The organism is Streptomyces sp. NTH33 (assembly GCF_003236365.1).
Classification (GTDB): Bacteria; Actinomycetota; Actinomycetes; order Streptomycetales; family Streptomycetaceae; genus Streptomyces.
Map to the genome: position 1 here is coordinate 1 of NZ_POTZ01000193.1, position 12,446 is coordinate 12,446.

The 12,446-nt window shown below is 72.1% G+C and carries 12 protein-coding genes; 6 read left to right on the plus strand and 6 right to left on the minus strand.

Features of this window, described 5'->3' with window-relative positions:
* The 3 genes from C1I97_RS19175 to C1I97_RS19185 form a co-directional block, all read left to right on the plus strand.
* Positions 1-1,546: S1C family serine protease (locus tag C1I97_RS19175; RefSeq protein WP_258382643.1), on the plus strand; the 1,546-nt coding region annotated here is incomplete at its 5' end.
* 177 nt (positions 1,547-1,723) lie between these two features.
* Positions 1,724-2,161: a sec-independent translocase gene (locus C1I97_RS19180; RefSeq protein ID WP_111004442.1), complete on the plus strand. Its 438-nt coding sequence runs from the start codon at positions 1,724-1,726 to the stop codon at positions 2,159-2,161.
* Positions 2,162-2,324: 163 nt separating this feature from the next.
* On the plus strand, positions 2,325-2,990 hold the full coding sequence (locus C1I97_RS19185; RefSeq protein ID WP_111004443.1) for a hypothetical protein: 666 nt from the start codon (positions 2,325-2,327) through the stop codon (positions 2,988-2,990).
* A gap of 457 nt (positions 2,991-3,447) precedes the next feature.
* On the opposite strand, the gene C1I97_RS19190 is transcribed toward C1I97_RS19185, so the two are convergent.
* Genes C1I97_RS19190 through C1I97_RS19200 form a run of 3 tightly spaced genes read right to left on the minus strand, consistent with a single transcriptional unit; the run spans position 3,448 to position 6,496 of the window.
* A complete protein-coding gene (locus tag C1I97_RS19190) occupies positions 3,448-4,581 on the minus strand; it encodes an Mrp/NBP35 family ATP-binding protein (protein WP_111004444.1) in 1,134 nt (377 codons plus the stop codon).
* A gap of 42 nt (positions 4,582-4,623) precedes the next feature.
* Positions 4,624-5,220 (minus strand): DUF1003 domain-containing protein, encoded by a 597-nt coding sequence (locus tag C1I97_RS19195; RefSeq protein WP_111004445.1) that lies wholly within the window; start codon positions 5,218-5,220, stop codon positions 4,624-4,626.
* The gene (locus C1I97_RS19200; protein WP_111004446.1) at positions 5,210-6,496 is read right to left on the minus strand and encodes a magnesium transporter MgtE N-terminal domain-containing protein; all 1,287 of its coding nucleotides are present in this window, start codon (positions 6,494-6,496) and stop codon (positions 5,210-5,212) included. The genes C1I97_RS19195 and C1I97_RS19200 overlap by 11 nt, the downstream gene beginning before the upstream one ends.
* Positions 6,497-6,730: 234 nt before the next feature.
* On the opposite strand from C1I97_RS19200, the gene C1I97_RS19205 reads away from it, so the two are divergent.
* The gene (locus C1I97_RS19205) at positions 6,731-7,480 is read left to right on the plus strand and encodes a hypothetical protein (protein ID WP_111004447.1); all 750 of its coding nucleotides are present in this window, start codon (positions 6,731-6,733) and stop codon (positions 7,478-7,480) included.
* A gap of 69 nt (positions 7,481-7,549) precedes the next feature.
* Here C1I97_RS19205 and C1I97_RS19210 read toward each other — a convergent pair whose 3' ends face one another.
* Together C1I97_RS19210 and C1I97_RS19215 are read right to left on the minus strand one after the other, a co-directional pair.
* Positions 7,550-8,062 carry a hypothetical protein gene (locus C1I97_RS19210; RefSeq protein ID WP_111004448.1) on the minus strand — a complete coding sequence of 171 codons (513 nt, stop codon included), beginning with the start codon at positions 8,060-8,062 and terminating at the stop codon, positions 7,550-7,552.
* A 23-nt stretch (positions 8,063-8,085) separates the two neighbouring features.
* Entirely contained in the window at positions 8,086-9,201 is a 1,116-nt protein-coding gene (locus C1I97_RS19215; RefSeq protein WP_111004449.1) for a magnesium and cobalt transport protein CorA, read from the minus strand.
* 494 nt (positions 9,202-9,695) lie between these two features.
* On the opposite strand from C1I97_RS19215, the gene C1I97_RS19220 reads away from it, so the two are divergent.
* On the plus strand, positions 9,696-10,280 hold the full coding sequence (locus tag C1I97_RS19220; protein WP_111004450.1) for a suppressor of fused domain protein: 585 nt from the start codon (positions 9,696-9,698) through the stop codon (positions 10,278-10,280).
* A 40-nt stretch (positions 10,281-10,320) separates the two neighbouring features.
* Here C1I97_RS19220 and C1I97_RS19225 read toward each other — a convergent pair whose 3' ends face one another.
* Complete coding sequence (locus tag C1I97_RS19225) at positions 10,321-11,574, minus strand: MFS transporter (RefSeq protein ID WP_111004451.1); 1,254 nt, start codon at positions 11,572-11,574, stop codon at positions 10,321-10,323.
* Positions 11,575-11,760: 186 nt separating this feature from the next.
* Here C1I97_RS19225 and C1I97_RS19230 point away from each other — a divergent pair, with 186 nt between their 5' ends.
* Positions 11,761-12,402 (plus strand): DUF6758 family protein, encoded by a 642-nt coding sequence (locus tag C1I97_RS19230; protein WP_111004452.1) that lies wholly within the window; start codon positions 11,761-11,763, stop codon positions 12,400-12,402.
* Positions 12,403-12,446 lie beyond the last annotated feature (44 nt).

Here is a 12,446-nt window from a genome sequence, read left to right on the forward strand (position 1 = left end):
CGCCCACACCGCGTCCGCCCCGTATCCCGGCACGCCGGCGGCCCCGGCCGCCGCACCCGCGGGTCCACCGGCGGCGGATGTCCCCCCACACGGCTCATCAGTCCAGGGGAGTGCCGATTTCCACGGTGGGCCGGTGTCGCAGGAGGAGCGCCCCGCGGGCGTTCCCGACCACGGTGCACCCGCTCCGTATGCCGGCATGCCGGTGGCTCCGGGCTCCGCACCCGTGGGGGCGACGGCGGCGGAGAGCGCGCCGCAGGGCCCGTCCGCCGCGGATGCCCCGCCGCACGGCTCGCCGGGCCGGGCGCCCGCCGATCCGCACGGCGGTCCCGTCGCCGGCGCCGGTCCCTGGGCGCGGTACGACCCCTGGGCCCGGGGGCAGCTTGCCGCGCCGCTGCAGCAGAGCGGGGCCGGGGCGCTCAGCGCGGAACAGCGGCACCGGCGGGTGACGCGGGCGCTGGTGGGCGGGGCCGTGGTGCTCGCGCTGGCCTCCGGCCTGCTCGGCGGGCTGGCCGGGGCGTACTTCGAGCGCAACGGCGGTGTGGGGACCGTGGAGCTGCCGCAGGCCGGGAAGGAACCCGCCGGGCGCGCCCCGGACAGCGTCGCCGGGATCGCCGCCCGTGCCCTGCCCAGCGTGGTGACGCTGCACGTCAGAGGCTCCGGCGAGCAGGGCACCGGCACCGGGTTCGTGCTCGACGGCCTCGGCCACATCCTCACCAACAACCACGTCGTGGAGAACGCCGCCTCCGGCGGGGACATATCGGTGACCTTCAGCGGCGGCCAGACCGCCAAGGCCAGGATCATCGGCCGGGACACCGGCTACGACCTCGCCGTCGTCCAGGTCCGCGGCGTACGCGGCCTGACCCCCATGCCCCTCGGCAACTCCGACAACGTGCAGGTGGGCGACCCGGTCGTCGCCATCGGCGCACCCTTCGACCTCGCCAACACCGTCACCTCCGGCATCATCAGCGCCAAGGAGCGCCCCATCACGGCCGGCGGTGAGAAGGGCGACGGCAGCGACGTGTCGTACGTCGACGCCCTGCAGACCGACGCCCCGATCAACCCCGGGAACTCCGGCGGCCCCCTCCTCGATGTCCGGGGCCGGGTCGTCGGCATCAACTCCGCCATCCGCTCCGCCGACACCGGTTCCGACCTGCAGACCAGCCGGGCCGGCTCCATCGGCCTCGGCTTCGCCATCCCCGTGAACCAGGCCAAGCGGGTCGCCGAGGAGCTGATCAACACGGGCAGGGCCAGCCACCCGGTGATCGGCGTGACCCTCGACATGAACTACACCGGCGACGGCGCGCGGGTGAACACCAAGGGCCGTGACGGCGGTCCCCCGGTCACCCCCGGCGGCCCCGGTGCCAGGGCCGGCATCAAGGCCGGCGACGTCATCACCGCGGTGAACGGCCGGCGCGTCCACTCGGGCGAGGAGCTGATCGTCAAGACGCGCGCCCACCGCCCCGGCGACCGCCTGGAGCTGACCGTCGTGCACAACGGAAGGGAGCGGAAGGTCTCCCTCGTGCTCGGGTCCTCGAGCGGCAACTGACCGAATCGGGGCATACGCCGCGGCGGACCCGTCATGCACACGCAGCCCGACACCTCGGGGCGGTACCGGTCGGGCGCCTGCGCCGGGTACCGTGGTTCCGGCCCGGACCACGGAAGAGACCCGCACAGACCGGACCGCCCGAGGGCCGAGGACCGAGGACATCGCAAGGAGCTTCAGGTGTTCAACGACATAGGACCGCTCGAGCTGGTGACGGTCGTCATCGTGGCCGTGCTCGTGTTCGGTCCGGACAAGCTCCCGAAGGTCATCCAGGACGTGACGCGCACGATCCGGAAGATCCGCGATTTCTCGGAGAGCGCCAAGCAGGACATCCGCAACGAGCTCGGTCCGGAGTTCAAGGACTTCGAGTTCGAGGACCTCAACCCCAAGACGTTCCTCCGCAAGCAGATGGAGAACGACGAACTGGGGCTGAAGGAGATCCGCAACGGCTTCGACCTGAAGAAGGAGATGGCCGACCTCACGGACACGGTGCACGGCCACGAGTCCCCGTCCTCCGCGTCCTCGTCCGGTTCGTCCGGCGGCCGGATCGACATGACCAAGAAGCCCGAGGTCCTGGGCCGCGACGAACGCCCGCCCTTCGACGCGGACGCCACCTGAGCCGCTGCCGTCCCCGCGCACCCGCGACCCACGCACCGGGCGGCTTCCCGGCTGCCCGAAGCGGGATGGATATGCTGCCGAGTTGTTGTGCGGACCGGACGAGTACGCCCGAAGGGGGGCGGGCCACCGCCGGTCCGACGAGAGCGAGGAGGCGTCCGGGCACATGGAGACGACGAGTCAGGCAGGCGCACAGGCGCCGGCCGCGGAGGGCGGACAACGGTTTCCCTTCGCCCGGCGTACGGTCGACGGCTACCTGCTGGCGCCCTTCCCGTGGTACGGCCTCGACGAGGCCTTCACGGGGCCGCGCTGGCTGATGCAGGTCGGCACCTCGGCCGACGGTTTTGTGGAACACGGCTCGACCGGGCACGGCGACGAGCCTTCCGTGCGCAACGAGCAGGTGTCCGGGGACGAGCCCAAGGAGAAGTTCGCGGTCGTCGTCACCGTCGCCGCCCACCCCGTACGGCGCCTCGCCGACGGCACCGGCCAGCTGGAGGCCACCTCCGTCTCCTCGGCGGCCTGGCTGGCCGGGGTCGGGCTGCTGTCCGTCACCTGGCCCACCCAGATGGACCACACCCTGCGGGACGACTGGCTGGAGCAGCAGACGGAGACCGCGTGGGTGCTCGCCGACGACCTGACGGGCTCGGCCTGGTCGATGCTCTCCCTGCCCGTGGACGGCGTCCCGATGCCCTTCCACTACCGTGAGTCGGAGTTCGGCTGGGTGCTCGCCGGCTCGACCCGGGAGGGCGTCCACGTGGGCGCGTACGGCAGGGGCATGAGCGCGTACGGACTCGGCTTCGCCATGATCAAGGACATCAACGCGTACGCCTGACCGGCGGGCCCTGCGTGGCGCGTCACGCCCGCGTGGTGGGCCACGCGTCCGAGAGGGCCACGCGTCCGACGGGGCCCTGTGCCCGTCGCCCCGGTGGCCGGAGACCCCTCGCGGCTCTGCCCGGCGTGGTGTCGGGCGCCGTGAGCCGGCCTGCCGGGCGGTCGGCGAGGCGTGTGTGCATGTGTCATGCCGCGCGGTGGGGACGCGTGTGGTGACGCCGGCCTGTGCTTCTCGGGCCCTGGCGTCGCAGGCCCGTCGGCTTCGCCCGGCGCCGGCCGGGCGTGTGCGGCGCGCCCCGGTGGCGGGGCCGTGTGTGCGACATGGCTCTGTGCCCTGTCGGCCCTGTGCCCTACTGGCCCCGTGCTCCGTCGGCCCGTGGCCGGAGAGACATCGGCCCTCGCCGGCCCGCGACGGGCGTCGCGGGCCGGCGAGGGCCGACTTTCCGGGCCGGTGGGTGTCAGAACTTGTTCTTCGGTGTGATGCCCAGCGACAGCCCCGCCAGGCCCCGCTGGCGGCCCCCCAGCTTGCCGGCGATCGCGCGCAGGGCCGAGCCCGCCGAGGAGTCCGGGTCGGTCAGGACGACCGGCTTGCCCTCGTCGCCGCCCTCGCGCAGACGGACGTCGATCGGGATGGAGCCGAGGACCGGGACCGTGGCACCCGTGGTGCGGGTCAGACCGTCGGCGACCCGCTGGCCGCCGCCCGTGCCGAAGACGTCGACCATCTCGCCGCAGTGCGGGCAGGGCAGCCCGGACATGTTCTCGACCACGCCGACGATCTTCTGGTGGGTCTGCACGGCGATGGATCCCGCCCGCTCGGCCACCTCGGCCGCCGCCTGCTGGGGCGTCGTCACGACCAGGATCTCGGCGTTGGGGACCAGCTGGGCCACGGAGATCGCGATGTCACCGGTGCCGGGCGGCAGGTCCAGCAGGAGGACGTCCAGGTCGCCCCAGTACACGTCCGCGAGGAACTGCTGCAGAGCCCGGTGCAGCATCGGGCCGCGCCAGACCACCGGCGCGTTGCCCGGGGTGAACATGCCGATGGAGATGACCTTCACACCGTTCGCCGACGGCGGCATGATCATGTTCTCGACCTGGGTCGGACGGCCGTCCGCGCCCAGCATCCGCGGCACGCTGTGGCCGTAGATGTCGGCGTCGACCACGCCCACCTTCAACCCGTCGGCCGCCATCGCCGCCGCCAGGTTCACCGTCACCGAGGACTTGCCGACACCGCCCTTGCCGGAGGCGACCGCGTACACCCGGGTGAGGCTGCCCGGCTTGGCGAAGGGGACCTCGCGCTCGGCCTGGCCGCCGCGCAGGGCCGCCGCCAGCTCACGGCGCTGCTCGTCGCTCATCACGTCCAGCGAGACGCCGACGCGGGTGACACCCTCGACGCGCGAGACCGCGTCGGTCACCCGCTGCGTGATCGTCTCGCGCATCGGGCAGCCGGAAACCGTCAGGTACACGGTGACCGCGACCGCACCGTCCGCACCGATCTCCACCGATTTGACCATGCCGAGCTCGGTGATGGGCCGGTGGATCTCGGGGTCGTCAACCGTCGCCAGCGCTTCGCGCACCGCGTCTTCCGTAACCATAAGGACGATGGTACGGCGACCGGCGGAGGAACAGCCCCCTTGTCAGTGGTCGTTCACGTCACGTCCGCCCGGGTGTTCCGCCGGGAACACCCCGGGCCGGTGCCCGTCGGCGCTTCTCAACTCCAGCTCCTTGACCAGGTCCTGCAGCTCCGAGCGGATCCAGTCCCGGGTCGCCACCTCGCCCAGGCCCATGCGCAGCGCGGCGATCTCCCGGGTCAGGTACTCGGTGTCGGCGATCGACCGCTCGTTCTGCTTGCGGTCCTGTTCGAGGTTGACCCGGTCCCGGTCGTCCTGCCGGTTCTGCGCCAGCAGGATCAGCGGGGCGGCGTAGGAGGCCTGCAGGGACAGCGCCAGGGTCAGGAAGATGAACGGGTACTCGTCGAACCGCAGATGCCGTGGCGCGGTCACGTTCCACGTGATCCAGACGATGATCACCACCGTCATCCAGACGATGAACCGTCCGGTGCCCAGGAAGCGCGCGATGCGCTCCGACAGCCGCCCGAAGGCGTCCGGGTCCCATTCCGGCAGCAGCCGGCGCCGCGGCGGGCGCGGCTGGTCCAGCCGACCGGTCCGCGGCCGCCCGGCGGCGGTGGCCCCCGCCGGGAGCCGCTCGCGGGTGCTCTCGCGCTCAGCCGGCATCGGTGGCCACCCCCTTCTCGTCCAGGTGGTACTCCGTCTCCCGCCAGTCCTCCGGCAGCATGTGGTCCAGGACGTCGTCCACGGTGACCGCGCCCAGCAGCGACCCGGCCTCGTCGACGACGGGCGCCGCCACCATGTCGTACGTCGCGAAGAACCCGGCCACGACCGGCAGCGTGGCGTCGGGGGCCAGCGGCAGCAGGTCGTCGTCGAGCATCGAGCCGACGAGCGTGTAGGGCGGGTCGCGCAGCAACCGCTGGAAGTGCACCGTGCCCAGGTACTTGCCGGTCGGCGTCTCCTCGGGCGGGCGGCAGACGTAGACCTGGGCGGCCATCGCGGGGGAGAGGTCGCGGTTGCGGACCCTGGCCAGGGCGTCGGCGACGGTGGCGTCCGGGCGCAGCACGATCGGTTCGGGGTTCATCAGACCGCCCGCCGTGCGCTCCTCGTACGACATCAGCCGGCGCATGTCGGCCGCGTCGGCGGGCTGCATCAGGCCCAGCAGCCGCTCCTGCTCCTCCTCGGGCAGTTCGGCGAGCAGGTCGGCGGCGTCGTCCGGGTCCATGGCCTCCAGCACGTCGGCCGCGCGCTCGCCCTTCAGCTTGCCCAGGATCTCGATCTGGTCGTCCTCCGGGAGCTCCTCGAGGACGTCGGCCAGGCGGTCGTCGTCCAGGGCGGCGGCGACCTCCGTGCGCCGCTTGGACGACAGGTGGTGCAGCACGTTGGCGAGGTCGGCGGGGCGCAACTGCTCGAAGGTGGCGAGCAGGCTCTCCGCGCCCTGCCCGTGCTCCTCCAGCGAGAAGCCGGTGACCGCGGACCACTCCACCGTCAGCGTCTCTCCCCGGTTGCGCCGGAACGCGCTGCCCTTGCGTCCCTTGCGGACGAAGACCCGGTCGATCTCCCAGTCCCGGCGGGCGGGCAGCTGCTGCGCCGCCACGTCCAGGACGGTGACCTCCTCGCCCGTCTCCACGAGCGTCACCCGCCGGTCGAGCAGTTCACCGAAGACGAGCCGTTCGGTGGGCCGCTGCTCGAAGCGCCGGACGTTGAGCACGCCGGTGGTGATGACCTGTCCGGACTCGATGCTCGTCACCCGGGTCATGGGCAGGAAGATACGGCGCCGGGTGGGGAGTTCGACGACCAGCCCGAGCAGGCGGGGCGGCCGGCGCCCGACGCGCAGCATGACGACCAGATCCCGTACGCGCCCCACCTGGTCGCCCGCCGGATCGAAGACGGCGATGCCGGAAAGGTGCGAGAGGAAGATCCGGGGGGCGCCCGCTGCCATGGCCGCACCTCCTTTGCGTGGCTCCGTGAGCTCGTGGCTCCGTGTTGCGTGATGCGTGACGTATGTGCTGGGTTCCTTTTCCCAAATGCCCGCTCAGGTGGGCTTCAGGCTAGCCCGTCCCTTGGGGATACGGGCTGGTGAGGGTGGTGGACGGTCTGGCTCCGCCCGCCCCGCGCGGCACCGGTACGCTGCCGTACGCCGCTCAGGACTCCCCTCAGAAAGGCAGTACCGCCTGTGACTGCGATTCCCCAGGGCCGTACTCGCCGGGCCGCGCTGACGAGTGCGCTGTGCGCTGTGGTCGTCGTAGCGGGCGCGGGTCTGACGGGGTGCGCCGAGGACGACCCGGACGCGGGCACCAACGGGGTGGGCAAGCTGCCGGCCGAGCAGATCCAGGCCAGGACGCGGACGGCGGCCGAGTCCGCGGACACCGTGCACCTGTCCGGGAACGTGGTCAGCAACGGCCGTACGTACCGGCTCGACATGCGGCTGAAGGACGACGGAGGCTCCGGCTCGGTCACCTCCGAGGGGGTGACCTTCGGGCTGCTGCGGATCGGGGAGCAGCTGTACCTGAAGGCGGACGCCGGGTTCTGGGGCAAGGTCGACGACAGCGGCAAGGGCGCCGGGGCCGCCGACAAGCTGGACGGCAAGTATGTGAAGGTGCCGCAGGGCGACCCCGCGTACCAGCGGTTCAGCGGCTTCACGGACAAGGACGTCCTCCTCGACGGTCTGCTGACCCTGCACGGCACGCTGACGAGGGACGGCCACCACGAGCAGTCCGGCGTCCGCACGATCCGCATCGCCGGCGGCCAGGGCAGCGGCGGCACCCTGGACGTCTCCCTGGAGGGCAAGCCCTACCCCCTGCGCCTGGAGCGCGCGGGCGGCGCGGGGACCCTGGCCTTCTCGGAGTGGGGCAAGGACTTCCCCCTGGCCCAGCCGGAGAAGAGCGAGACGGTCGACTACGGCAAGCAGCTGCCGGCGTCCTGACGTCTCTGTCACCGGTACTCATCTCCCACCGGTACTCGTCGCCCGCCGGTACTCGTCCCCGCCGGGCCGCTACTTCCCCCGCCGCTTCCTCATCAGCAGCCGCGGCAACCCCGCCGGGACCGGCCGGCGAGTCGTCGCCGGTGTCGGCAGCGGGGCCTCGGCCAGCGAGCCCTCCGGCAGCGGCGCCGTCGCCCCCGTCGGCTCCAGCCGCAGCACCCGGCACTCCCGGGCCCACCGCCGCGTCATGGCCTCGCCGTCGGGCGCGTTGAGCCGTTTGCCCTTCAGCTCGGCCACCGCCGCCTGCCAGCCCTCCGAGTCCGGCGCGAGCTCCACGACCCTCGCCGCCCAGGTGACCAGGCGGCCGCCCTTGTCCTTGCTGCGCACCGTCACCTCGGCAGCGGCCCCGCCGGCCAGCCCCGGCAGCGGCTGCTCGCCGGGCCCGTCGCCGACCAGGCACGCCGCGCCCTCGTGCCAGACGTGCCACAGGGCACGCGCCGGGCCGCCGGGGCCCTTGACCCAGATGAGTCCGGACTTCTTGGTGGCCTCCTCGACGAGGGCCCGGTCGAGCAGCTCACTTGTCATGGCAGAAAGACTAACCAGCCCGCTCACAGCCAGCCGTTGCGCTTCAGCGCGCGGTGGATGCCCAGGCAGATCCCGGCCATGACGGCCACGATCAGCGGATAGCCGTACTTCCAGTGCAGCTCGGGCATGTGGTCGAAGTTCATGCCGTACACCCCGCACACCATCGTCGGCACGGCGATGATCGCGGCCCAGGACGTGATCTTGCGCATGTCCTCGTTCTGCGCGACGGACGCCTGCGCGAGACTGGCCTGGAGGATGGAGTTGAGCAGCTCGTCGAAGCCGGTGACCTGCTCCTGCACCCGGGCCACGTGGTCGGCCACGTCCCGGAAGTACTTCTGGATGTCCGGGTCGACCAGCCGCATCGGCCGCTCGCTCAGCAGCTGCATGGGCCGCAGCAACGGCGACACCGCCCGCTTGAACGCCAGCACCTCGCGCTTGAGCTGGTAGATCCGCCCGGCGTCGGCGCCGCGCGGGGTGCCGCCCCGGCCCGGTGAGAACACCTCCGTCTCCACCTCGTCGATGTCGCCCTGCAGGGCGTCCGCGACCGCCATGTAGCCGTCGACGACGTGGTCGGCGATGGCGTGCAGCACCGCCGAGGGACCCTTGGCCAGCAGTTCGGTGTCCTCCTGCAGCCGGTGCCGCAGCGCGCGCAGCGAACCCTTGCCGCCGTGCCGGACGGTGATGAAGAAGTCCCGGCCGGTGAAGCACATGACCTCGCCGGTCTCCACGATCTCGCTGTTGGCGGTGAGCTTGTCGTGGTCGAGGTAGTGGATGGTCTTGAAGACGGTGAAGAGGGTGTCGTCGTAGCGCTCCAGCTTGGGCCGCTGGTGGGCCGTGACCGCGTCCTCCACGGCCAGCGGGTGCAGCCCGAACTCCCCGGCGATACCGGCGAATTCGGCCTCGGTCGGCTCGTGCAGACCGATCCACACGAAGCCGCCGTCGCGCCGCACCAGGCGCATCGCCTCCTGCGGGGTGAGCGGCCGCTCGGTCTCGACGCGGGCGCCGTCGCGGTAGACGGCGCAGTCGACGACGGCGGAGGGCGTCGCGGGGGCGTGCGCGGTGTCGTACGCGCACTCGCCCTTGCGCGCGGCCGTACGGGAGGGGCGGACCACGGCACGCAGGTCGCGGATCATCGACATGGCGGGGCTCCTTCGCAGCGAGCAACGAGGGGCCGCCGACGCCGGTTGGAACTGCCCGGAATGAGGACGTCCTTGCCGTGGAGATGTTTGGCACGTCCACAAAGCGGGGAGCACCGCACCGTCGCGGTGGCACGGGCTTCGTTGCTGATTCGGATCGGGCGGATCGTTCGGATCAGGCAGACGAAACGAGCGCTCTTCCGTCCGACACGCACCAGGGCGCAGAGGCGACCAGGGCACGAAGACGAGAGGTGGCAGTCGGCCGGAGCCAGGACAACTACATCAGCGGCGGGAAGAGCGGGTGCTACTGCACGGTCGACTTCGGTCCATGACAGCCCCACCTCCTCCGGCCGGTCCCTCGTGAGGGAGTCCCTTCGGTGCCGGGGCTCGATCGCGATGCTTCTGCATGCCGCCCCGGGTGACCGATCAAGAGTATCAGCAGCCCGGTGTGTCAAGGCGCCGCTTTGCCCGGTGCTGACGAGATCTATGCTCGCCGCATGGCTGATGTTCTCCCGCTGGTCGAGGCCCGGCTGCGTTCCGCGCTGGGCGAACCGGACGCGCGCGCCGCGATCACCTTCCTCGGCACGGACCGCATCGAGGTGCTGCGCTTCCGCGAGGGGGACATCGTCCGGTACGCCACTCTCGGCATGTCCGCCCACCCCATGACCGACCCCACGGCGGTGCTCGCCGACCCGGTCGGGGGGCCGCGCGCCGAGCTGGTCCTCTCGGTGCGGGCCGGCCTCGCCGACACCGACAAGGTGCTCCGCCCGCTCGCCGTGCTCGGCGCGTCCCCGCAGGTCGAGGGCGTGGTGGTGGCGCCGGGCGCCTCGCTGGACGTGGGCGGGCCGCTGTGGCCCGGCGCCCCCTTCACCTCGGTGCTGGTGGCCGAGCCGGGCGGCCTGGTGGAGGACCTGGAACTCGACGGGCCGATGGAGCCCGTACGGTTCCTGCCGCTGCTGCCGATGACCCCGAACGAGGCCGCCTGGAAGCGGGTGCACGGCGCGCAGGCCCTGCAGGAGCGCTGGCTGGCCGGCGGGACGGATCTGCGGGACCCCGCCCGCCGGTCCGTCCCGCTGGAGTGACCGATCTCACCGACCGGGCTGCCGGGGCGTCAGCCGGCCGTCAGTTGGCGAGGACCGTGGCGCCGTCCTCGGCGGCGTGCCGCGGCCGGAGCTCCTCGGCCTCGCCGGTGAGCGCCTTGCGCCGTACGGCGACGACGAGCGCGCCCACCGCGGCGGTGGCGCCCGCGACCACGAACGGGACGTGGACGTCGGTCCACTCCCCGATCTTCGGCGCGAGGAAGGGGGCGGCGGCGGCCGCGAACCAGCGGACGAAGTTGTAGCCCGCGCTCGCCACCGGGCGCGGCGTGTCGGAGACGCCGAGGGCCAGCTCGGTGTAGACGGTGTTGTTCACGCCGATGAACGCGCCGGACAGGATCGTGCAGACGACGGCGGTGGTGTGGTCGCCGTAGCCGAGGACGACGACATCGGCCGCCAGGAGCACCAGCGAGCCGCCGAGCACCCTCAGCGAGCCGAACCGCTCCTGCATGCGCGGCGCCACGACCACCGAGAAGAGCGCGAGCAGCACACCCCAGGCGAAGAACACCGCGCCCGACGTGTACGGGGTCATGTTCAGCACGAACGGTGTGAAGGCCAGCACGGTGAAGAACGTGTAGTTGTAGAAGAACGCCGAGACCGCCGCCGAGGCGAGTCCGCCGTGGCCGAGCGCCTTGACCGGGTCGAGCAGTGAGGTCCTGCGGGCGGGCTTCGGCTGCTCCTTCAGGAAGGCCGCGATACACAGGAAGCCGACGGCCATCAGGAACGCGGTGCCGAAGAACGGGTAGCGCCAGCTGGCGTTCCCGAGCAGTGCGCCCAGCAGTGGGCCGCACGCCATGCCGAGGCCGAGGGCCGACTCGTAGAGCAGGATCGCCGCCGCGCTCCCCCCGGCCGCCGCGCCGACGATGACCGCGAGCGCGGTGGAGACGAAGAGCGCGTTGCCCAGGCCCCAGCCGGCCCGGAAGCCGACCAGTTCGCCGACGGACCCCGAGGTGCCGGAGAGCCCGGCGAAGACCACCACGAGGGCGAGCCCGAGCAGCAGGGTCCTGCGGCCGCCGATGCGGCTGGAGACGAAGCCGGTCACCAGCATCGCGAAGGCGGTGATCAGGAAGTAGGAGGTGAAGAGCAGGGAGACCTGGCTGGGCGTGGCGTTCAGGCCCCGGGCGATGGAGGGCAGGATCGGGTCGACGAGTCCGATGCCCATGAAGGCGACGACGGAGGCACCGGCCGTCGCCCAGACCGCTTTCGGCTGGCGCAGGATGCTGCCCGCTCCCTCGTCGAACGGGTCACCTCCGGCGGAGCCTTCTGTACTGCTGCGCATGCACGCGCTCCTTCATGTGTCTGGCATGTGTCTGGATCGTTCGCACGTCCGGATCGTTGCTCTTTACACACGATAGGTTAGACAGGCTAATTGATGCAATATGCATATAATTTTTGCCGGGCGTGTTCCGGCCGGACGGGTGATCGTCCTTGACGTGGCGCGGCCGGGGTAGGACCGTGGGGGCCTATGAGGGGCGAACCCAGTTGCCCGAAGTGCGGTGGCCGGGTCAGGGCTCCCGGACTCTTCAACGACTCCTGGCAGTGCGATGTGCACGGAGCGGTGTATCCGCTGCAGCCCGTGATCCCGCCCAGCGTCGAGACCCTCGGGGTCGTGGTGCGCCGCACGCAGGTGCCGGTGTGGATGCCGTGGCCCCTGCCGGTCGGCTGGCTGTTCACGGGCGTGACCTATGCCGGGGACGACCGCAGCGGCGGCCGTGCCACGGCCGTGGCCTGCTCGGGGCCCGGTCCGCTCGGCGGCATGGGCGAACTCATCCTGGTGGCCGAGGAACTCGGCGTCGGCCTCGGCGCGCGCTACGCCGGCATCGGCGGTCCGGACCCCGGTACGTACCTGGACGTCGAGAAGCCGCCCGACGCCAAGGTCCTGGCCGGTGGCCGGCCCACCCCGCTGTGGCACGTCTCCGGGGTCCCGGAGGACCGTGCCGTCTTCGCGGGCGAGGCGCTCGGGCTGTGGCTGTGGGCGGTGGTGTGGCCCGAGCAGTCCGGGCTGCTGATGTACGACGAGCTGGTGCTGGCCGACCTGCGGGACGCGGGCGCGGAGCTGCAACTGGTGCCGTGCGGGGCGCTGTCGCCGCGGCTGCTGCGGCCGTAGGGGGGCGGCGCTGGGTCGTAGGGGGCGGCGCTGGGTCGTAGGGG